The sequence below is a fragment of the Exiguobacterium sp. SH0S1 genome, from assembly GCF_004337165.1.
Taxonomy (GTDB): domain Bacteria; phylum Bacillota; class Bacilli; order Exiguobacteriales; family Exiguobacteriaceae; genus Exiguobacterium; species Exiguobacterium aurantiacum_A.
Genome location: NZ_SJVC01000001.1, coordinates 280,124 through 302,013 on the forward strand (window position 1 = coordinate 280,124; position 21,890 = coordinate 302,013).

Annotated in this window: 21 protein-coding genes; 15 read left to right on the top strand and 6 right to left on the bottom strand. The window is 50.9% G+C overall.

Features of this window, described 5'->3' with window-relative positions; all coding sequences use genetic code 11:
- The first annotated feature begins 135 nt into the window (after positions 1 to 135).
- From pdhA to lpdA, 4 genes are all read left to right on the top strand, one after another.
- Positions 136 to 1,221 (top strand): pyruvate dehydrogenase (acetyl-transferring) E1 component subunit alpha, encoded by a 1,086-nt coding sequence (gene pdhA, locus EVJ20_RS01385; protein WP_070327597.1) that lies wholly within the window; start codon positions 136 to 138, stop codon positions 1,219 to 1,221.
- Between the two features lie 3 nt (positions 1,222 to 1,224).
- Entirely contained in the window at positions 1,225 to 2,202 is a 978-nt protein-coding gene (locus EVJ20_RS01390; protein WP_070327596.1) for an alpha-ketoacid dehydrogenase subunit beta, read from the top strand.
- Positions 2,203 to 2,278: 76 nt separating this feature from the next.
- On the top strand, positions 2,279 to 3,571 hold the full coding sequence (locus tag EVJ20_RS01395; protein ID WP_131506883.1) for a dihydrolipoamide acetyltransferase family protein: 1,293 nt from the start codon (positions 2,279 to 2,281) through the stop codon (positions 3,569 to 3,571).
- A gap of 4 nt (positions 3,572 to 3,575) precedes the next feature.
- Entirely contained in the window at positions 3,576 to 4,988 is a 1,413-nt protein-coding gene (gene lpdA, locus EVJ20_RS01400; protein ID WP_070327594.1) for a dihydrolipoyl dehydrogenase, read from the top strand.
- Between the two features lie 16 nt (positions 4,989 to 5,004).
- Here lpdA and aac(6') read toward each other — a convergent pair whose 3' ends face one another.
- Positions 5,005 to 5,448 (bottom strand): aminoglycoside 6'-N-acetyltransferase, encoded by a 444-nt coding sequence (gene aac(6'), locus EVJ20_RS01405; protein WP_070327593.1) that lies wholly within the window; start codon positions 5,446 to 5,448, stop codon positions 5,005 to 5,007.
- A gap of 75 nt (positions 5,449 to 5,523) precedes the next feature.
- Between aac(6') and EVJ20_RS01410 the strand changes: the two genes are divergently transcribed.
- Positions 5,524 to 5,844, top strand: a complete 321-nt coding sequence (locus EVJ20_RS01410) for a DUF3055 domain-containing protein (protein ID WP_070327592.1) — start codon at positions 5,524 to 5,526, stop codon at positions 5,842 to 5,844.
- A 105-nt stretch (positions 5,845 to 5,949) separates the two neighbouring features.
- Here the strand turns inward: EVJ20_RS01410 and EVJ20_RS01415 are convergent, their stop codons facing one another.
- Positions 5,950 to 7,431 carry an aminotransferase class I/II-fold pyridoxal phosphate-dependent enzyme gene (locus EVJ20_RS01415; protein WP_070327591.1) on the bottom strand — a complete coding sequence of 494 codons (1,482 nt, stop codon included), beginning with the start codon at positions 7,429 to 7,431 and terminating at the stop codon, positions 5,950 to 5,952.
- A 184-nt stretch (positions 7,432 to 7,615) separates the two neighbouring features.
- Here EVJ20_RS01415 and EVJ20_RS01420 point away from each other — a divergent pair, with 184 nt between their 5' ends.
- The 3 genes from EVJ20_RS01420 (at position 7,616) to EVJ20_RS01430 (ending at position 9,650) form a co-directional block, all read left to right on the top strand.
- Positions 7,616 to 7,882, top strand: coding sequence for a UPF0223 family protein (locus tag EVJ20_RS01420; protein WP_070327590.1), 267 nt, complete (start codon positions 7,616 to 7,618; stop codon positions 7,880 to 7,882).
- A 247-nt stretch (positions 7,883 to 8,129) separates the two neighbouring features.
- Positions 8,130 to 8,318 carry a hypothetical protein gene (locus EVJ20_RS01425; RefSeq protein ID WP_015881266.1) on the top strand — a complete coding sequence of 63 codons (189 nt, stop codon included), beginning with the start codon at positions 8,130 to 8,132 and terminating at the stop codon, positions 8,316 to 8,318.
- 78 nt (positions 8,319 to 8,396) lie between these two features.
- On the top strand, positions 8,397 to 9,650 hold the full coding sequence (locus EVJ20_RS01430; RefSeq protein ID WP_070327589.1) for an inositol monophosphatase family protein: 1,254 nt from the start codon (positions 8,397 to 8,399) through the stop codon (positions 9,648 to 9,650).
- 35 nt (positions 9,651 to 9,685) lie between these two features.
- On the opposite strand, the gene EVJ20_RS15195 is transcribed toward EVJ20_RS01430, so the two are convergent.
- Positions 9,686 to 9,862, bottom strand: a complete 177-nt coding sequence (locus tag EVJ20_RS15195; RefSeq protein WP_167615659.1) for a DUF5325 family protein — start codon at positions 9,860 to 9,862, stop codon at positions 9,686 to 9,688.
- Between the two features lie 164 nt (positions 9,863 to 10,026).
- On the opposite strand from EVJ20_RS15195, the gene typA reads away from it, so the two are divergent.
- On the top strand, positions 10,027 to 11,871 hold the full coding sequence (gene typA, locus EVJ20_RS01435) for a translational GTPase TypA (RefSeq protein WP_070327588.1): 1,845 nt from the start codon (positions 10,027 to 10,029) through the stop codon (positions 11,869 to 11,871).
- 84 nt (positions 11,872 to 11,955) lie between these two features.
- Positions 11,956 to 12,306, top strand: a complete 351-nt coding sequence (locus tag EVJ20_RS01440) for a YlaH-like family protein (protein ID WP_236633741.1) — start codon at positions 11,956 to 11,958, stop codon at positions 12,304 to 12,306.
- Between the two features lie 36 nt (positions 12,307 to 12,342).
- Here EVJ20_RS01440 and EVJ20_RS01445 read toward each other — a convergent pair whose 3' ends face one another.
- Positions 12,343 to 12,543 (bottom strand): YlaI family protein, encoded by a 201-nt coding sequence (locus EVJ20_RS01445; RefSeq protein ID WP_083273976.1) that lies wholly within the window; start codon positions 12,541 to 12,543, stop codon positions 12,343 to 12,345.
- 113 nt (positions 12,544 to 12,656) lie between these two features.
- Between EVJ20_RS01445 and EVJ20_RS01450 the strand changes: the two genes are divergently transcribed.
- Together EVJ20_RS01450 and EVJ20_RS01455 are read left to right on the top strand one after the other, a co-directional pair.
- Positions 12,657 to 13,106, top strand: coding sequence for a hypothetical protein (locus EVJ20_RS01450; RefSeq protein ID WP_070327586.1), 450 nt, complete (start codon positions 12,657 to 12,659; stop codon positions 13,104 to 13,106).
- Positions 13,107 to 13,138: 32 nt separating this feature from the next.
- A complete protein-coding gene (locus tag EVJ20_RS01455) occupies positions 13,139 to 14,455 on the top strand; it encodes a PhoH family protein (RefSeq protein ID WP_016509526.1) in 1,317 nt (438 codons plus the stop codon).
- 361 nt (positions 14,456 to 14,816) lie between these two features.
- On the opposite strand, the gene EVJ20_RS01460 is transcribed toward EVJ20_RS01455, so the two are convergent.
- Entirely contained in the window at positions 14,817 to 16,016 is a 1,200-nt protein-coding gene (locus EVJ20_RS01460) for a multidrug efflux MFS transporter (RefSeq protein ID WP_070327957.1), read from the bottom strand.
- A gap of 148 nt (positions 16,017 to 16,164) precedes the next feature.
- The gene (locus tag EVJ20_RS01465) at positions 16,165 to 16,632 is read right to left on the bottom strand and encodes a hypothetical protein (protein ID WP_070327585.1); all 468 of its coding nucleotides are present in this window, start codon (positions 16,630 to 16,632) and stop codon (positions 16,165 to 16,167) included.
- A gap of 172 nt (positions 16,633 to 16,804) precedes the next feature.
- On the opposite strand from EVJ20_RS01465, the gene EVJ20_RS01470 reads away from it, so the two are divergent.
- From EVJ20_RS01470 to EVJ20_RS01480, 3 genes are all read left to right on the top strand, one after another.
- Positions 16,805 to 17,083: a YlaN family protein gene (locus EVJ20_RS01470; protein ID WP_070327584.1), complete on the top strand. Its 279-nt coding sequence runs from the start codon at positions 16,805 to 16,807 to the stop codon at positions 17,081 to 17,083.
- Between the two features lie 86 nt (positions 17,084 to 17,169).
- Positions 17,170 to 18,405: an FtsW/RodA/SpoVE family cell cycle protein gene (locus tag EVJ20_RS01475; protein ID WP_131504778.1), complete on the top strand. Its 1,236-nt coding sequence runs from the start codon at positions 17,170 to 17,172 to the stop codon at positions 18,403 to 18,405.
- A gap of 26 nt (positions 18,406 to 18,431) precedes the next feature.
- Positions 18,432 to 21,881: a pyruvate carboxylase gene (locus tag EVJ20_RS01480; protein WP_131465354.1), complete on the top strand. Its 3,450-nt coding sequence runs from the start codon at positions 18,432 to 18,434 to the stop codon at positions 21,879 to 21,881.
- Positions 21,882 to 21,890: the final 9 nt, after the last annotated feature.

The following is a 21,890-nucleotide window of genomic DNA, read 5'->3' on the forward strand; positions in this document are numbered from 1 at the left end:
GGCAGGAGAAGTCATACTTTCCTGAATCACGTTAATACAGATTGCTTTTTTGGACAGATACACTTAAGATTTGAGGTAGTGTTTGATCACAAAAAAAGACAATTGTCTCATAGTTGAAAGGATGAGGTGAAACGAATGAACAACGTTCAGGTACTTCAAAACGTGGAAGAAAACTTCCAAACGTTCCGTATTCTCGACGAGAAGGGCGAGGTCGTCAACCAAGACGCAATGCCAGATGTAACGGACGAGCAACTTCAGGAGCTTATGCGCCGCATGGTCTATACTCGAATTTGGGATCAGCGTGCCATCTCGCTTAACCGTCAAGGACGCCTAGGTTTCTACGCGCCAGTGGCAGGGCAAGAAGCAACGATGATCGGGACGCAATACGCGCTCGACAAGCAAGACTGGATTCTTCCGGGTTACCGCGATATCCCGCAACTCGTATTCCACGGACTTCCGCTTTATCAAGCGTTCTTGTTCTCACGTGGTCACGTGGCAGGAAACCGCATCCCAGAAGACGTTAACGTCTTAATGCCACAAATCATTATCGGTGCACAAATCATTCAAACAGCGGGTGTGGCCATGGGTCTCAAACGCAACGGCAACACGAACGTCGCCATTACTTACACGGGTGACGGCGGATCGTCACAAGGTGACTTCTACGAAGGTATGAACTTCGCAGGTGCATTCAAATCACCAGCTATCTTCGTCGTTCAAAACAACCGCTTCGCAATCTCGACACCTGTTGAGAAGCAGACGGCAGCTAAAACGATCGCGCAAAAAGCTGTAGCAGCGGGCATCAACGGAATCCAAGTTGACGGTATGGACGTACTTGCTGTCTTCGCCGCAACACAACAAGCGCGTAAAGACGCACTTGATGGGACACCGACGCTCATCGAAGCACTCACATACCGTTACGGACCACATACGCTCGCTGGGGATGACCCAACACGTTACCGTACGAAAGAACTCGATTCAGAGTACCAAGAAAAAGATCCACTCGTACGTTTCCGTCTTTTCCTCGAAGGCAAAAAGCTTTGGAGCGAAGACATGGAGAACGAAGTGATCGAACAAGCGAAAGCAGACGTGAAAGAAGCGATCAGCCTCGCGGACAAAGAACCAAAACAAAAAGTTTCGGACTTCATCAACAACATGTTCGAAACACTCCCTTCAAACTTGAAAGAGCAGCTTGAAGAATATACAGCAAAGGAGTCGAAGTAAGTTATGGCTCAAATGACAATGATCCAAGCGATTACTGATGCGATGCGCGTTGAAATGAAGCGCGACGAGAAAGTACTTCTTTTCGGAGAAGACGTTGGTAAAAACGGTGGGGTCTTCCGTGCAACGGAAGGTCTCCAAGACGAGTTAGGCGAAGACCGCGTCTTCGATACGCCACTCGCTGAGTCTGGTATCGGTGGTCTCGCGATCGGTCTTGCACTCACAGGCTTCCGTCCAATCATGGAAGTTCAATTCTTCGGATTCGTATTCGAAGTATTTGACTCAGTTGCTGCCCAAATGGCACGTATGCGTTACCGTTCAGGCGGCGCTTACAGCCAGCCGGTTACAATCCGTTCACCTTTCGGTGGCGGCGTTAAAACACCAGAACTTCATGCGGACAGCCTTGAAGGATTGATGGCTCAGACACCTGGTCTTAAAGTCGTCATCCCGTCAACACCGTATGATGCAAAAGGTCTTTTGATCGCGTCAATCCGTGACAACGACCCAGTCGTATTCCTCGAGCACATGAAACTTTACCGTTCGTTCCGTGGCGAAGTACCAGAAGGCGACTACACGATCGAGCTTGGAAAAGCAGACGTGAAACGCGAAGGTACTGACGTTTCGATCATCACATACGGTGCGATGGTTCATACTTCACTCAAAGCAGCTGAAGAACTCGAAAAAGAAAACATCAACGTCGAAGTAATCGACCTCATGACAATCAGCCCGCTTGATATCGACACAATCGTCGAGTCAGTTAAAAAGACTGGCCGCGCGATCGTCGTTCAAGAGGCACAGCGTCAAGCAGGGATTGCGGCGAACGTCGTAACTGAAATTCAAGAACGCGCGATTCTTCACCTCGAAGCACCAGTGCTTCGTGTAACTGCACCAGACACGGTCTTCGCTTTCGCACAAGGTGAAGATGCATGGTTACCTGACCATAAAGATGTCGTTGCAAAAGTTAAAGAAGTTATCAACTTCTGATCGTGTTCATTTAACGATAAGGGAGAATTGTCTCCCTTGTCGTGTTTACATGATTATTCGATAGGAGGAAAAACCAGTGGCAGTATTTGAATTTAAATTACCAGACATCGGTGAAGGAATTCACGAAGGTGAGATCGTCAAGTGGTTCGTCAAAGCAGGGGATACAGTGAAAGAGGATGACATCCTCCTCGAAGTTCAAAACGACAAAGCCGTCGTTGAGATTCCTGCTCCGGTCGACGGAACAGTCAAGGAAGTTAAAGTCTCTGAAGGAACAGTTGCCATCGTCGGCGACGTCCTCATCACGTTCGATATCGAAGGTGACGCACCAGCCGGTGAAGAAGAGGCAGCTCCTGAACAGCCAAAAGCTGAAGAGAAGACAGAAGAGATTCAAGAAGACGTGAAAGAAGACGGTCCACGTGAAGTTCAACTTCACAAGTCTGAGCGTGTCATCGCCATGCCTTCGATTCGCAAGTACGCTCGTGAAAAAGGCGTCGACATCCGTGAAGTCAAAGGAACTGGCGACAACGGTCGCGTTCTTAAAGAAGACATCGACGCGTTCGCAAACGGTGAAGCACCGACAGCGGAAGCTACAACAGAGAAAACAGAATCTGTAGCGACGGCCTCGGCTGCGAAGACGGAAATCAAGCCTTACGAGTCAGCTACACCTGAACTCGAAACGCGCGAGAAAATCCGTGGTATCCGTAAAGCGATCTCGAAAGCGATGGTCAACTCGAAACATACGGCTCCGCACGTAACACTCATGGACGAAGTCGATGTCACGAAACTTGTCGCACTCCGTAAAGAGTTCAAACAAGTCGCGGCTGAACAAGGCGTGAAACTCACGTACTTGCCATTCGTCGTCAAAGCATTGACAGCGGCAGCGAAAGCTTACCCAACGATCAACGCGTCAATCGACGATGTAAACGAAGAAATCGTCTACAAAAACTACTACAACATCGGTATCGCAGCTGACACGGATAACGGCCTCGTCGTTCCTGTCGTCAAAGATGCGGACCGTAAATCAGTCTACGCACTTGCAAACAACATCAATGAGCTTGCTGGCAAAGCCCGTGAAGGCAAACTTGCTGGGGACGACATGAAAGGCGGATCGATCACAATCACGAACATCGGTTCAGCTGGTGGACAATGGTTCACACCTGTCATCAACCACCCGGAAGTTGCAATTCTCGGTATCGGCCGCATTGCTGAAAAAGCTGTCGTCAAAGACGGCGAGATTGTCGCAGCACCAGTGCTCGCACTTTCATTCAGCTTTGACCACCGTCTCATCGATGGTGCGACTGCTCAAAACGCGCTCAACATGGTCAAACGCTTGCTTCAAGATCCAGCACTTCTAATGATGGAGGGATAATAACATGGTAGTAGGAGAATTCGCACAAGAAACTGATTTACTTGTCATCGGCGCAGGTCCTGGTGGATACGTCGCAGCAATCCGCGGCGCACAACTCGGACTCAAAGTTACAATCGTTGAAAAAGGCAACTTTGGCGGTGTCTGCTTGAACGTCGGTTGTATCCCATCAAAAGCGTTGATCACGGCTGGGCACAACTTCCAGCACGCTAAAGGTCACTCGTCAATGGGAATCACATCTGACAACGTGTCAGTTGACTTCACGAAAGTCCAAGACTGGAAACAGTCGGTCGTCAACAAATTGACTGGCGGCGTCAAAGGTCTTTTGAAAGGCAACAAGATCGAGATCGTTCAAGGTGAAGCGTTCTTCGCAGCTGAAGACACAGTTCGTGTCATCACAGAAGATAGCTCAACTCCTTACAAGTTCAAGAAAGCGATCATCGCGACTGGTTCGACACCAATCGAGATCCCATCGTTCAAATGGTCAAAACGCGTTCTTTCTTCAACTGGCGCATTGGCTCTTCCAGAAGTTCCGAAAAAGCTCGTCGTCATCGGTGGCGGCTACATCGGAATGGAACTTGGGACAGCGTATGCGAACTTCGATACTGAAGTCGTAGTCGTTGAAGGCGCAAGCGACATCTTGTCTGGCTTCGAGCCACAAATGACGCAAATCGTCAAAAAGAAACTCAAACAAAAAGGCAACGTCACGATCCACACGAACGCTCTTGCAAAAGGCGTCGAGGAAACGGAAGACGGCGTTATCGTGAAGTTTGAAGTGAACGGCGAAGAACAGACTGTTGAAGCGGACTACGTCCTCGTCACAGTCGGACGCCGTCCGAACACTGGCGACATCGGCCTCGAGAATGCTGAAGTTAAAATCAGCGACCGCGGCATCATCGAGATCGACGACCAGTGCAAGACGTCGAACGAAAACATTTTTGCAATCGGCGACATCGTACCAGGACCACCGCTCGCACACAAAGCTTCTTACGAAGCAAAAGTTGCAGCGGAGGCAGCTGCAGGTAAGCCGGCTTACCTCGACTACTCAGCAATCCCAGCGGTCGTCTTCACTGACCCTGAACTTGCGACAGTTGGTTACACAGAACCGCTCGCTAAAGAAGAAGGACTCGATTTCACAGTATCGAAATTCCCATTCGCAGCGAACGGTCGTGCCCTCGCTCTCGACGAGCCAGACGGCTTCATGAAGCTCATCACGCGTAAAGAGGACGGTCTTTTGATCGGTGCTCAAATCGCGGGTACAGGCGCTTCTGATATGATTGCCGAGCTTGGTCTCGCCATCGAAGCAGGCATGACAGCTGAAGATATCGCGCTCACAATCCACGCTCACCCATCACTCGGTGAGATGGCAATGGAAGCGGCAGAAATCGCAATGGGTATGCCAATCCACGTCGTTAAGTAATACAAAAACTCTCTCGCTACTCGCGGGAGAGTTTTTTGATGTAGTGGACGGTTCGTTCGACTTCATCGAAACCGATTCGAGCATGAAAACGTTGGCTCCCCTCATTGTCAAGCTCCGTATCTGAAGCGAGTTCGTCACAGCCTTTCGACCGAGCGTATGATGCGGCAGCTTCGACGAGCCGGGTCGCCACATCCTGCCCGCGTACGGATTCGTCAACGTATATCCCTTCTAAGAACGCAGTTGGAGAAGAGACGGCGCCGGGAACATAGTCATGTCTGAAACTGAGCTGGCAAAACCCGACTGCCGTGTTGTCGGTCGCCAAAAAATAATGCATCTTGCCGGAACGCAATCCGAGACGAAGCTCGGCCGTCAACTCGATCAACGGGGCGTCGGGCCAGAGCGCTTGCATGAGCGTCAATAGTGCGGCTTCGTCGCGCGCGCTTGCTTTTCGAATGTTCATGAGTCATCCTCCCTAGGTTTCACAAGTTCAGTATAAAGGAAAATAACATATGAAGTCAGAAAGGAGGGAATGATCATGGCGTTTGATGAGGAGCTATTATATACCGTTTCCGAGACGAGCCGCGTTCGGTTTACCGGCATCGAAACCGAGACGTCTCGTTATGATTTCGGATTTGTCTATACGCACCAGTTCATGGGGAAAGTACTCGTCGTCTGCATGCAGACCGGACAGTCAGCCCTTCTCGATATGCATGCGCTCGAAGAACCGAGACAGCTTTATCCGATGCTCGGAATCAATCTGTATGACACCGATCATGTTGCTGAATTTTTGCGTCTTTGTCTCGAGGAAGGGACGAAAGATGAAAAAACTTCAGAATCACCTCTTGAAAAAATGTAAGCGTTTTCTTATAATGGGTAGTAGGGGAAGCAATTCGATCATCATAAGCATCTTTTCTTCTGATGACACAAAGCGAGCCGGTCAATTTGACCGGCTCGCTTTCGTTTAGCGGATTGCTTTCGTTTGTTGGATGACTTTAATCATTTGAAGCGACTCGTCTTCAAGACCTTGAACCGGTAAACCAGCTTCGATATTGGCCGTGATGTATTCGAGTGTCGATGCCGTGATCAATTCTCCAGGAATGATGATAGGAATCCCTGGTGGATACACCATGATGAACTCAGCCGAAATTCGTCCGACAGCGTTCTCGAGGGGAATCGTTTCCGTCTCTTCGTAGAACGCGTCTCGTGGGCTGAGCGCGAGTGGTGGGATCTCGGGGAGCATGATCGATAAAGAATCGTTCCCAGACTGCTTATACACCGATACGACATCGTGCATCGCATCGATAAGTGCTTGAATCGTCGACTCATCGTCGGCACTCGTCACGATGAAGAGGACGTTCAACAAATCGGACATCTCGACTTCGATGCGGTGATGTTCGCGCAAATATTTCTCGATTTCAAATCCGGTAATTCCAAGCTCACGAACCGATACGAGTACTTTCGTCTCATCTAAGGCGTACGTCGACTCAGAATGGAGCTCAGAGTGGCCGTAGACCGATAAATGCGGCATGTTGTTGATGGCGACGCGTGCCATTCGTGAGAGCGTGAGGGCGCGTTCGTTCATGGCCTCACCTTTTGTCGCCAATTGGCGCCGGGCTGCGTCGAGCGAGGCGAGAAGTAGGTAGGACGTCGACGTCGTCGTAATCATCGAGAGCATCGCGTGGATCCGCTCTGGAGAGACAAGACCGCGGCGTACGTTCAAAATCGAGCTACCTGTCATCGAGCCACCGAGCTTATGCACGCTCGTCGCAGCGACGTCTGCGCCCGCTTGCATCGCCGACAGAGGGAGCTCGTCGTGGAATGGCAAGTGGACACCGTGCGCTTCGTCAACGAGTACAGGGACGTCCTGAGCGTGAGCAACGGCGACGATGCGTTCGAGGTCACCAGCGACACCGAAGTACGTCGGGTTGATGACGAGGACGGCTTTCGTGTCAGGATGCAGCTCGAGCGCGCGCTCGACAGCGCTTGCCGTGATGCCGTGGGCGATCCCGTACGTCTCATCATATTCAGGATGAATGAATACAGGATGGGCTCCGGTCAAGACGAGCGCTGACATGACGGATTTATGCACGTTACGCGGGACGATAATTTTTTCGTTCGGCCCGACGACGCCCATGATCATTGCCATGATGGCGCTCGATGTACCTTGGACCGAGAAAAATGTCTCATCAGCACGGAACGCTTCAGCAGCGAGACGCTCGGCTTCAGCAATCGAAGCTTTCGGATGATGCAAGTCATCAAGTGGAGCGATGTTGATCAAATCGATTTTTAAAGCATTTTCGCCGATGAAGTCACGAAATTCGGGATCCATTCCTTTTCCGCCTTTATGACCGGGAATATGGAACGCAATCGGATTTGTATTGACGTGTTTGAGCAACGTCTCAAATAGCGGCGTGTCGAGCTGTGTAGACCCTTTAATTTTCAATAGTAAGCCCTCCTTGAAATCAGCGTTTGTATGGGATCGGTCGTTTACGTATACTAAGTTTCTTTACCCGGTGAATGATTGGTCTGCTATGCAGAAAAACGATGCAACAAAAAAACTATAGAGATTTCCAAGTCAACTTGCAATAGTTTTTTTTGTTGATACAATGGTTGTCGAGGTGAAGAATATGCAAATCAACTATCCAATCAATCCGGACTGGACGACGGAAGAACTGATCGAAGTCGTCGAGTTCTATAATCAAGTCGCACTCGCCAACGAAGGCGGCGTCGATCGGGAAGAATTTTTAGCAACGTATCGGTCGTTCAAACAAATCGTGACATCAAAATCAGAAGAGAAGCAACTGAGCGCTGTCCACGATGAGCAGACCGGATACTCTACCTATCGTACGGTCCAAGCGGCCTTGAAATCAAATACTAAGATTATCAGGTTGTAACAAATGAATTGCAGGAACCGACGAATCTGTCGGTTGCTGCTTTTTTTAGTTAATACCTTAAGAAATAGGGTACATATCACTAACGGTTATTTAAGGTTTAGGACCGGTTGAAGTGGGAATATATCCACTAAGATAAAAAATTCAAAATAGTCAGACAATTCTCTTTCTTTTTTGAATCTCATCTGATATACTCAATTCAACTTACTAAACCGTAACTTGTAGCCCAACAAAAGGAGTGTGGCATCTCATGAAACAAGTGATTGAGGCATTCAAAAGAAAAGACGCAGAAAAACGGATTCCGGTGCTGCGCCTAGAGATTGATTATGAATTGGCAACACTCTTCGATGCAATGGCGTCACAAGACGATGCCACTGTCCAGGCTAGCAAGCATCGGTTAGAGAAATACCGCCAAGAACTTTTGCGTCTCGAAGCCTGACCCACAACCGCTCATTCAACCAGTATTCCACGCGAATACTGGTTTTTGTTTGCTATAATACATAGAGAGGTGATAAATATGTTGGAATGGTTTGCGATTGATCTAATCAAACAAGCAGGGGAATATATCCGCCTTCAAATTGATGAAAGTTATCGGATCGAGCGGAAGACGGGCAAAGGGGACTTGGTCACTGAAATCGATCGAGCGGTCGAACAACTGATCGTCGACCGCATCCGAGCGGCGTATCCGGAGCATCAGATCGTCGGAGAAGAAGGCATCTCGACACAGCCTGACAAGTTGACAGGGACGGTTTGGTTTGTCGATCCGATCGACGGGACGCTCAATTTTATTCATCAAAAGCGGATGTTCGCCATCTCGATCGCGATTATGGTCGATGAGGTCGTCGAGTATGGATTTGTCTATGATGTGATGGCTGACGAGCTGTTCGTGGCACGACGTGGTTATGGGGCGACGCTCAACGGACGGAAGTTGCCGCAGCTTCATGAACATCACGTCCGTGACGCATTTTTGAGTATGAATGCGACGTGGGTGACCCCGAACCAACAGATTGCGCCGGAAGTGTTGGCACCGATCGTCCGCGACTCTGTCGGGACACGAGCGCACGGGGCCGCCTCACTCGAACTGGCTTGGGTTGCGGCCGGACGGGTCGACGGCTATATCACGATGCGCAATATGCCGTGGGATTACGCGGCCGGAAAACTTCTCGTCGAAGAAGTCGGGGGACGCGTCGTCTCCTTATACGGTGAACCCGTCAGCTATAAAGGGAAGACATCGGTCCTCGGCGGGAGCGAGACGTTCGTCAAGGACGTCATCAAGCATTACGTCATCGCCAAAAACGTGGCGCCTGAAGTGAGGCCAGACCTTGTGATTGAACCGAACAAAACGTACGATCGCGTGCGCGATTTGCTCGTCTTGGCGAATCCGAACGAGGCGATGGTGCAAGCGCAATATGAGACGGGATCGACGTTTGAGGCTTTACTCGGCGGTGAACTCGTCGGGGCGTATATGCTTGTCCGTCGCAGTGCGGAATCGGTCGAACTCGTCAACATCGCTGTCAAACCGGACCGTCAAAACCAGACGATCGGGCAACGGATGCTCCAAGACGCCATCCGTCGGGCGGCTAGCGGAAGTGCGAGCGAACTGCTCGTCTGCACGGGCAACTCAAGCATCGTCCAGTTGCGCTTCTATCAACAAGCCGGATTCCGTTTTGCTTCGGTCGAACGCGATTATTTTCCGAACCATGGCTACGAGGCGATCGAAGAAGATGGACTCGTGTTGCGAGACCGCATCTGCTTGACGCGAGAATTATAAAACAAGGCCCAAGGCGCTCGCCTTGGGCCTGTTCGTTATGGGCGTCGGTCTGCTAGGACACGGCGGCGCAAGTTGATGCCGAAGAATGTAGCGACCGCGCTCAACGCGAGACTGCCAACGATGATGGCGGTACTCGCTTCGGCGACACCGATGCCGATACCGACAAAACCGGCGACGACGGCGATTGCGATCAAGACGAACATGAGTTGCATCGAAATTCCCCCTTTTTTTCTTGGCTCTATCTCATTGTAAGCAAAATCAGCGCAATTGGAAACGGTAACAGACTATATAACGTGACAAAGGTGGTAGCACCTGTGCTATACTCTTTAAGTTGAATACAAAGTTGAAACTTTTCAAATAAGAGAGGAATAACTACATGAATTTAAGAACTAACCTCCGTAACGTAGCCATCATCGCCCACGTTGACCATGGTAAAACAACGTTAGTCGATGAACTATTGAAACAGTCTGGTACTTTCCGGACAAACGAAATGGTAGCAGAGCGCGCCATGGACTCGAACGATATCGAACGTGAGCGCGGGATCACAATCCTCGCTAAAAACACGGCAATCGATTATAAAGATACTCGCATCAACATCGTAGATACGCCAGGACACGCCGACTTCGGTGGTGAAGTTGAGCGGATCATGCGTATGGTTGACGGCGTTATTCTTGTTGTCGATGCACGTGAAGGCTGTATGCCACAAACACGCTTCGTATTGAAGAAAGCACTTGACCAAGGACTTCGCCCGATCGTTGTCGTCAACAAAATCGACAAAGCGATGGTCCGTCCGCTCGACGTCGTCGATGAAGTCGTAGACTTATTGATCGATCTCGGAGCAGATGAAGATCAACTTGAATTCCCTGTCGTCTATACGTCTGCAGTCAGCGGTTCAAGTTCGTTCGATCCTGATCCTGAGAAGCAAGAAGATACAATCACGCACGTACTCGATACGATTCTTGAGAACACACCGGCACCAATCGACAACTCGGATGAGCCGCTTCAGTTCCAAGTCACGATGCTCGACTATGATAACTACCTCGGTCGTATCGGAGTCGGTCGCGTCTTCCGTGGGAAAATCAAAGTCGGAGACCAAGTCTCACTTTGCAAAACGGACGGATCGATCAAACAACTTCGCGTCACGAAGCTATTCGGTTACTTCGGACTCAAACGTGTTGAAATCGAAGAAGCTAAAGCTGGTGACTTGATCGCCATCGCCGGGATGGAAGACATCAACGTCGGTGAAACGGTCACACCGGTCGGTAAAGAAGAGCCGCTTACGCTTCTTCGCATCGATGAGCCAACGCTTCAAATGCGTTTCATGACGAACAACTCTCCATTTGCAGGACGCGAAGGCGATTTCGTGACAGCACGTAAAATCGAAGAGCGTTTGATGAAACAACTTGAGACGGACGTTTCGCTCCGTGTCGAAAACACAGACTCGCCTGACCAATGGGTCGTATCAGGACGTGGTGAACTTCACCTCGGTATCTTGATCGAGAACATGCGTCGCGAAGGGTACGAGATCCAAGTTTCGAAACCACAAGTTATCATCCGTACAGCTGAAGACGGTACGAAAATTGAGCCTTTCGAGCGCGTCATCATCGACGTACCGGAAGAGTACACAGGTTCAGTCATGGAATCGATCGGTCTCCGTAAAGGTGAACTCGCGAACATGAACACGAACGATAACGGTCAAACTCGTATGGAATTTATCGTTCCTTCACGTGGTCTCATCGGATATCGTAACGAGTTCTTGTCGGCGACACGCGGATACGGAATCTTGAACCATACGTTCGAAGAGTATCGTCCGTTCATTCCTGCTGATATCGGCGGTCGCCGTAGCGGTGTCATGGTTTGTATCGAAGCTGGTAAGTCAACGGCTTACTCAATCGGTGCACTCGAAGACCGTGGGACGATCTTCATCGAACCAGGTACAGATGTATACGAAGGTATGATCATCGGTGAATGTAACCGTGACGTCGATCTCGCGATCAACGCCGTCAAAGGGAAACAGTTGACGAACATGCGTGCATCATCGAAAGACTCGACACAAGTCTTGAAACGTCCGCGCGTCTTCTCGCTTGAAGAGTCGCTTACGTTCTTGAACGATGACGAGTACTGCGAAATCACACCGCTCTCGATTCGACTCCGTAAAAAGGTCTTGAACAAGAACGAACGTGAAAAAGCTGACAAGCGTCGTAAACTTGGTAAAGAATAAGTAGAAAAGGGAGCGCCGAGGCGTTCCCTTTTATTTTGATTCGTGTAGAATAGACGTGTAGGAAACAAAGGGGGATTATTTGCCTTGAAAGCTTCTCAAACGATGGATATTACCCAAATCGACGTTCCGTGGATCGCCTCGCTATTAGGTGTCGGCAGTGACGCGAACGACTTTTCGGTCGGCTTTAACGCCTTGATCATCACGGTCATCTTATTGACGTTGCTCGTCTTTAAATTAGGTTTTGCCAAACAACTCGCGTGGTGGAAGGCGCTCATCGTCTACATCATTCTCGCGCTCGGAGCGGGGACGATGGCGCTCGTCTTCTTCACGTGGCCAATCCCGGAAGTATTGCTCGTCATGGCGGTCGTCCTAGCCATTTATCGGGGCCGGCTCTGGTGGAACCGCCGTCAAGACCAAGTCAATGAACCAACCTAAAAAATGGACGTCCCGTTAAAGGGACGTCCATTTTTGTTACCATCTTCGCTTTTGGCGAAACGATGGATATAGGTGGAATTGGCCTGTTGCCGCACGCTCAGCCGTTCGTTCCGTAATGCGTGCATGACATTCTTGGCACATGTACGTTTTAGCAGGTTTATTGCGAAGTCGTTTCGCTTCGAACGACCACGAATCAATCGTATCGACTTTATCACAAAGAGAGCACTTTACGCGCATGGTCTCACCTTCCTCTTCGTTGATTATAGCATGATTTCCAGATAGAAAAGCAGGGAAAGAAGTCATTAAGGGCGAATCCATTTCATATACCCGTTTAAGAAGGAGGGGAGTGCATGGCGAGTAAAGCAACGTTCGAACTTTCCCGGGCGCAACAAGAAACGTTAAACGAGATGCCGTTGACGTTTCTCGTCGCGTTTGATGAAGCGAAGCGGTGGCCGATCACCCACGCCATCAGTTGGGTGCAGGCGACCGATCAACAGACAGTCCGATTTGCCCTGACAAAAAACTCGCATCTCATCACGCTTTTGACAAGCGAAAAGACGGCGGGGCTCATCTTTTTAGAGGACGGTCTCGCTTACAGTGTGACGCTCTCGCACGTCCATGAATTTGAACCGGCTGTAAAACCGGGACTGCACCTGCGTTTTTTTAAAGGTTCGGTCGAAGAAGTCCGCAACATCTCCTTTTACGGGGCGACGTTCGGGCAACCGGACATCGTCAAGACGTACGATATCGAAGCAGCGGAAAAATTGGACCGAGAAGTGAAGGAAAGCTTGAACTCTTGATCACCAACAATTTTCGAGGGGCGGCAAAGCTTATGAAAAAAACGTATGTGCTCGATACGAACGTACTTCTACACGACCCACTCTCACTCTTTCAATTCGATGAGCATGACGTCGTCATCCCGGCCATCGTCCTAGAAGAACTCGATGGAAAAAAACGAAACATGGACGAGCTTGGCCGTAACGCCCGAGAAACGGCGCGTGTGCTTGACCAGCTCCGATCGACCGGCAAACTTCATGACGGGGTGCCGCTCGAGAATGGCGGCCATCTCTTCGTTGAGATCGGTCATGAACATACAGTCGACTTCCCGTTCGACGTCATGACGAATGACAACCGGATTTTGACGGTCGCACTCGGTTTGATGAAACAGTATGAGCATGATCACAACCGGAAAGTCGTGGTCGTCTCAAAAGATATACTGGTCCGTGTCAAAGCGGATGCGATCGGCATCGAAGCCGAAGATTATTTGACAGACCATATCGTCGACACGACGAATTTGTACGCCGGCTATCGCGAGATTGAGGTCGATCAGGCGATAATTGATGAATTCTATCAAGTTCGCCAGCTACCGACGTCGGCTTTTTCAAAAAACCAACTGTACCCGAACTCATTTGTCATCTTAAAGAGTAACGTTTCGAAAGCGAGCGCACTCGCGGTCGTCGATCCGTTACAACCGATCGTTCGACCGTTATCGCTCGACGCCGAGCACGTCTGGGGCATTCATCCGCGGAACGTCCAACAACGAATGGCGCTCGATTTACTGCTTCGCGACGATATTCCGTTCGTGACGCTCCTCGGGAAAGCCGGGACCGGGAAGACGCTCCTCGCTCTCGCGGCGGGACTTGCCCTCGTCGAGGACGAACGTCGCTTCAACAAGCTCGTCGTGGCGCGTCCGGTCGTGCCGATGGGCAACGACATCGGATACTTGCCGGGTGAGATGGAAGATAAGCTTCGTCCGTGGATGCAGCCGATCTATGACAATCTTGAATTCTTGTTTAATGCCAACTCGAAAGACGAGCTCGGAAATATCCTCGCCGGCATCAAATCGATTCAGCTCGAGGCGCTCACATATATTCGGGGGCGAAGTATGCCGGATCAGTTCATCATCATCGATGAAGCGCAGAACTTGACGAAGCACGAGATCAAGACGATTTTGACCCGGGTCGGGGAGAATTCGAAGATTGTTCTCGTCGGCGATCCGTATCAGATCGATCATCCGTATTTAGATGAATATTCGAACGGGCTCTCGTACGCCGTCGAGCGGTTCAAAGGGCAAAACGTATTCGGTCACGTCCAACTCATCAAAGGCGAACGCTCGTCGCTCGCCCGGTTGGCGGCCGATTTGCTATAGAAATAGACGCCGAGCGTAAGCTCGACGTCTCAGCTTGTTGACCAACATGAACAATATTGCTCGTCTTCCGGCGCCCACGCTTTCTGCAGGCAATCCCGGAGCCGCATCGTGACTTGTGTCGCTGCTGGGTCTCCGTCGGATTACTGTCCTGTAAGAGTCAGGGCGCCATCGGACGAGCAACGCAAACGGTCGCCATCTGGCGACCATTTGTCTTTTTCTGAGGCCTCGACAGTCGAAAGAAAAAGCCCGATTTATATCGGGCAGTTCACTTCGAGGTCTTCGGACATAAAAAAGACGAACCAGATCGCTATTAGCGACCTGGTTCGTCAACAGCCTGAGACGCCGAGCATGAGTTCGACGTCTATTTTGTGTTCGGGTGGAGCAAAACTTGCACGTTCGCTTTCTCAAGAAACGCGTTCGTCAACATGATCAAACCAGTCACGATGAAGAGCGCAGAGAATCCGAAGTGGGCGACGATTTGGGATCCGAACAACGGTCCGAGCAGGTTGCCCATGAACTGGGCCGACTGGTTGTAAGAAAAAATGCGTCCGGTCGCGTGACTCGGTGTATGTTTCCTTAGCAGTGACTGCACAGACGGCATGAGTGCCGCGGTCGCGAAACCAAGGCCGAAACGCAACATGACGAGCTGTGTCGTCGACGTCACGAACGCCTGAGGAATCAAGAACGCGGTATAAATGATGAGCGCCCAAAACAAAATCCGTTCCGGCCCGTGGCGGTCTGACAGCCGTCCGAGATGTTGTGCGGACAGGAGGGCGGCCACCCCCGGCGCTGAAGCGACGATTCCCGCGATGAATGCGAGGGAAGTCGTGTACGGGTTCAGTTCGCGGACGTACAGTGTCAACAGTGGCCCGATTGACTGCGTTGAAAACTGAATTAAAAACGTCGTTAAAAACAAGCTGAAGATGAGTTGGGGATGACGGAGCGAGGCGATGATCGACTTTGTCGAATCAAGTCGCTCGCGCGCCACCGGGACGAAATCTTCTTTCACGAACAGGAGTGTGATTAAAAACGTGACGAAGAGTGCGCTACCGGTAAAGAGAAAAACGGGTCGAAGCCCAATCCAGTCTGCGAGCAGTCCGCCGATCAATGGACCGAGGAGTCCGCCGGTGATACCACCGGTCGACAACGTGCCGAGCGCCCAGCCGCTTTTCTCTTTTGGTGTCTGTGAGATGACGAGAGTGATGCCGGCCGAGATGAATCCGGAGACGGCACCCATGATGAGTCGTAAACCGACGAGTTGATAAACGTCTTGCACGAAGCCGATCAAGAACATGACGACGGCCATTCCGAGGCTCGCCCGAATCAACATGAGCTTGCGCCCTTTCTGGTCAGCGAGTCGGCCCCAAAGCGGGGAGACAATGGCGGCCACGAGGAAAGTGGCGCCGAAAGCGACGGCGGACCAGGTGACGACGTGGTCAGGGTTGGTCACGCCGAGCTCTTCGATAAATAAGGGCAGGAACGGCAAGACGAGGCTCATCGAGGCGGCCGTCAAGAAGCTGCCGATCCAAACGATGATCAAGTTCTTTTTCCATAAAGGTATCGTAAGCGTCACGACCTTTCTGCATAGAGTATATTTCGATATCACACATGTTACACTTTGTGAAGTAAAAAGTCCAAAAAAAAAGACGAACGAGATCGCTTATAGCGACCGCGTTCGTCAACAGCCTGAGACGGCGAGCGCCTTCCCATCAGCCATCCGTTCGGACGACGATATGGTCGACTTGACGAATGATTTGGTTGTTGTAGAGTGCATAGACTGGTCCGTCAGCCAACACTTTTCCATCTTGTGAAAACTGAAGATAAATCGAACCGACTTCGGCGAGCGGGATCGTCAATACCGTCTCCCCATAAAAGCTGACATGCGTCGCCGTATTGAGCGGCTCGGCGTTTTGGAGAAATGGTGCGAACGGCATCGCGAACGAGTCACGAAGCGCAGCGTCTTTATCGGCCCGCGACATCGGCTTATTGTGGTCGACGCGCGTCCCTAGTGTCAATCCGTCGTCCCATGCCTTCCCCATTTTGGCATAGTAGGCGTCTGAATCATTCTCGACGGCCTGGTCGAGTTCGTCGACTTTGCGTTTACGTTCGTCAAAAATCCATACAGTCGGGTCAATCGTCAGCGCGTGACGGACCGCTCCATCTAACGGAAAAATCATTGATACTCCCCCTTAACTAGCGATACAATGTATATTATACAGCTCTTCCGTGCAAAAAGGAAAACTGCGAGAAACACGCTTTGAATCTAGACTGTTCATTGAATTATGATGAAATATAATGTACAGTTGAGTTATGACAAACAGTCTGTCATTGTACGGAGGAGGGGTCGTAGTGGCGACAAATTTGGCTGCAGTCCAACGGGAACAGGCGCTTCACTTGCTTGAAGCAGATGCTGAAAAAATCCGTTGCTTGATTGAGGTACAATTAGAAAACTTGAAAATGCCGAAGTGCCCGCTTTATGAAGAGGTACTTGATACACATATGTTCGGTCTGTCGCGCCAAATCGATTTTGCGGTCCGGCTTGGACTTATTTCAGATGTCGAAGGCAAGCAACTGATCGATTCATTGGAACAAAAGTTATCCGCGCTCGCGGAAGCTTCAGAATTATGAACCTTATACTCAAACTGTGCAGGCGGCGCTGTTTGAGTATTTTTTTATAACGGGTTGCGGATTGCTGTACATAAGGAAGTGAAAACATGAAAACTCGGTTTCGGTACTTTGATTTCTCACTGTTCATTGCGGTGCTCTTGCTCGTTGGGATCAGCTCGATCATGATTTACAGCGCCAGTGTTTGGAATCGTGGGGATTACGCGAACAGCGGCTTGTTTTATCGGCAACTGTTCTATGCAGGGTTCGGGATTGTCGTCTATTTGATCGCGACGATGTTCCGGTATGAAAACTTCCGCAAAAAGAACGTGTTGCGAAGCCTGTATGCGCTCTCGGTCATTCTACTGTTTGTCACTTGGGCGATGCCTCCGCTGAACGGTGCCCGGGCTTGGCTCATTATCGGCGGTTTCACGATCCAACCAATCGAGATCGCTAAGTTTGTGTTAATTTTATTGCTCGCCAACTACTACCATCAGTTATGGAATCGTGAACTGACAGGATGGCCGGGCCGAATCGGCCGTGCGGCGATCGAACGGAAAAAGCTACGCGCCCAAATCGGGGCTTTCTTCATCATCCCGGGTTTGTTCTACTTTTTCCCGTATGCCTTCGTCATAAATGGACAGCCTGACCATGGCGGATTGTTCGTCTTAGGGGTAATTATGTTCATGATGTGGTTAGCTGCCGGGGCCCCGCTTCGCATCATCATCCCGGTGATTATTGCTGGAATTGGTTTTGTTTATGCTATGTATACGTTTGTTTTCACAGATAACCAAGTTAGTCGGATTAACGTCGTCTTCAATCCATTCATGGACCCAGAAGGCTACGGACACCAACTTCTCATGTCGATCATCTCGATCGTGCATGGGGGATTGACCGGCGTCGGACTTGGGAATAGTTATCAAAAGTATGGATATTTGCCGGAGCCGGAGACGGACTATATCATGTCGATCATCGCCGAAGAACTTGGCTTTATCGGCGTCCTCGTCGTCTTGGTGTTGCTCTTTTTCATCGCGTTCCGGGCAGTAAATATCGCCAACCATACCGACAGCCATTTTGCGATGTTCGTCTCGTTCGGGATTGCCGCGCAAATCATGGTCCAAACCGGAATCAATATCGGGGCGATGTCGGGCTGGTTCCCGGGTACGGGTGTGACGCTTCCGCTCGTCAGTTACGGCGGCACGTCGCTGATCATGACGATGGGAATTCTCGGTGTGCTCAGCAGTATCTCGATGCGTAACCGTCACCGAGAGGCGACACGCCGTGCGGAAATTCGCGAAAAATCAGAAGAAAACGTTCAAAATGCATCACTACATGTAGTAAGGTAAAGATGTATATGTAAACGATTTCCAAAATGGGGGGATTTAGGTTGAAATCAATTAGCAAATTGCTTGTAGCCAACCGTGGAGAGATTGCCATTCGTGTATTTAGGGCAGCCTCAGAATTAGGAATGCGTACTGTCGCCATCTATTCGCAAGAGGATAGTGGATCGTTACATCGTTTTAAAGCCGATGAAGCGTATTTGATCGGTCTCAACAAGAAACCGATCGACGCCTATCTCGACATCGAAGACGTCATTCGAATCGCGAAGCAATCGGGGAGTGACGCGATTCACCCGGGTTACGGTTTCTTATCGGAAAACATTGAACTAGCTCGTCGTTGCCGCGAAGAAGGCATCATCTTCGTCGGACCGGACGAATCGCACCTGCACGCGTTCGGAGATAAAGTTCGGGCTCGTCAAAACGCGATCGCAGCCGGGCTACCGGTCATTCCAGGCTCGAACGGTCCATTGACTTCGTACGAAGACGCGCTCGACTTTGCGAACGTGCATGGTTTCCCGCTCATGGTCAAAGCCTCAATGGGCGGCGGCGGACGCGGTATGCGCGTCATCCGGACCGAGGCTGAGATGAAAGATTTGATTGAACGTGCCAAGTCAGAGGCGAAGCAAGCGTTCGGCTCAGACGAAGTGTACATAGAAAAATTAGTTGAACGTCCGAAGCATATCGAGGTGCAAATTCTCGGGGATGATCACGGGAACATCATCCATTTGTTTGAGCGTGACTGCTCGGTTCAACGTCGTCACCAGAAAGTCGTCGAAGTCGCACCGTGTGTGACGTTGTCGGAGGCGTCTCGTCAAGCAATCTGTGACGCGGCGGTTCAAGTGATGCGTCACGTCGGCTATGTGAACGCAGGGACGGTCGAGTTCCTCGTCACTGAGGATGAGTCGTTCTACTTCATCGAGGTCAACCCACGGATCCAAGTCGAACATACGATCACTGAGATGGTTACTGGGTTCGATATCGTCCAAACACAGCTCATGATCGCCCAAGGCGAGTCGCTTCACGGTGACGTGATTCACATGCCGAAGCAAGAAGATATCAAACTGCTCGGCTATGCGATCCAATCCCGTGTCACGTCGGAAGACCCGGCTAACAACTTCATGCCGGACACAGGGAAAATCATGGCGTATCGTTCGCCAGGCGGTTTTGGGGTTCGTCTCGACGGCGGGAACGCCTATGTCGGGTCTGAAATCTCGCCGTACTACGACTCGCTCCTCGTCAAGCTGTCGACGCATGGGATGACGTTCGAACAAGCGGCAGCGAAGATGGTCCGTAACTTGAACGAGTTCCGGATTCGCGGCATCAAGACGAACATCCCGTTTTTGATCAACGTCATGAAGCACCAAAACTTTATTAGCGGGGACTATAGTACGTCGTTCATCGATGATACACCCGAACTGTTCGTCTTCCCGAAACGGAAAGACCGAGGGACGAAACTCCTCAACTATATCGGGGACGTCACCGTCAACGGATTCCCGGGTGTCGGCTTGAAAGATAAGCCGATCAGCCGCTCGGTCCGAATCCCGCAAAACCTTCCGGCCGAAGCGAAGCCGGGGACGAAACAAATCCTGACAGAACTCGGTCCAGACGGTTTGGCTGACTGGATCAAACGTCAACCAGAGCTGCTCTTGACGGATACGACGATGCGAGACGCCCACCAGTCGCTCCTCGCGACACGGATGCGGACGCAAGACATCTTGAATATCGCCGAGCCGACGAGTAAACTCATGCCAGAACTGTTCTCGGTCGAGGCGTGGGGCGGGGCAACGTTTGACGTCGCCTACCGTTTCCTCTCGGAAGACCCGTGGGTACGTCTCATGCGCCTTCGTGAGAAAATGCCGAACGTCTTGATTCAAATGCTCCTTCGCGGTGCCAACGCCGTCGGGTATAAAAACTATGCTGACAACGTCATCGAGAAGTTCGTCCACGAGGCGGCTTATGCCGGCGTCGACATCTTCCGAATCTTCGACAGCTTGAACAACATTGAATCGATTAAACTCGCGATCGACGCGACGCTGCCGACAGGGAAAGTCGCAGAAGCGGCAATCTGTTACACCGGTGACTTGTATGACGGAAACCGTCCGAAGTATCACTTGCCGTACTACGTCGATCTCGCCAAGCAGCTCGAAGCGAGCGGAGCTCATATTCTTGCGATCAAAGATATGGCTGGCCTCTTAAAACCTGAATCGGCGTATGCGCTCGTGTCGGCACTGAAAGACGCCGTCGACTTGCCGATTCATTTGCACACGCACGACGCTTCGGGGAATGGGATCTTCACTTACGCACGGGCGACTGATGCGGGCGTCGATATCGTCGACGTCGCAGCGAGCTCGATGTCGGGTATGACGTCGCAGCCTTCAGGTGGAAGTTTGATTTACGCACTCGACCATCACGAACGCCAGCCGAAGATCGATGCGAAGCACTACGAAGTCATCAGTGACTACTGGCAAGACGTGCGTCATAACTATGAACCGTTCGAAAGTGACATGCGTGCATCGAATCCATCGGTGTATGAGCATGAGATGCCGGGCGGACAGTATTCGAACTTGCAGCAACAAGCGAAAGCGGTCGGTCTCGGTGACCGCTGGAGTGAAGTGAAGTCGATGTACGCCCGCGTCAACATGTTGTTCGGCGATATCGTCAAAGTGACCCCGTCGTCTAAAGTCGTAGGGGACATGGCACTCTTCATGGTCCAACATAACTTGAGCGAACAGGACGTCATCGAACGAGGAAATCAACTCGATTTCCCAGACTCGGTTGTCGAGATGATGCGCGGTGAGCTCGGGTCGCCTCCAGGAGGGTTCCCGAAAGACGTCCAACAAGCGATTCTCAAAGGTGAGGCGCCGCTCGAGGTCCGTCCGGGTAAACTGATCAAGCCGTACGACTTTGAAGCGGCTCAAACGAAGTTATTTGAGAAGCTCGAACGTCCGGTGACGGACTTTGAACTGCTCGCGAACGCGCTTTATCCGAAAGTGTTCGAGGACTATGTGACCCATACGAACACGTACGGTGACGTCTCGGTGCTTGACACGTTGACGTTCTTCTATGGATTGAACGTCGGCGAGACGATTCAAGTCGAAATCGAGACAGGGAAGACGCTCATCATCAAGCTCGTTCAAGTGAGCGCTGCGAACGAAGACGGAATCCGCCTCGTCTCGTATGAGATGAACGGCGTACCACGTGAAATCGAGATTAAAGACGTCAACGTGAAGTCGGCGACGACGAGCCGACCGAAAGTGGAACGCTCGAATTCGAAACAAGTCGGGGCCTCGATGCCAGGTTCGGTCTTGAAAGTACTCGTCGAACCAGGAAGCCGGGTCCATCGTGGGGAACAACTTCTCGTCACTGAGGCGATGAAGATGGAGACGACGATCCAAGCCGCACAAGACGGTGAGATTAAAGCGATCCATATTAAAGAAGGCGACACAATCCAAAGTGACGACTTGTTGATTGAATTTGTATAATCAAAAGAA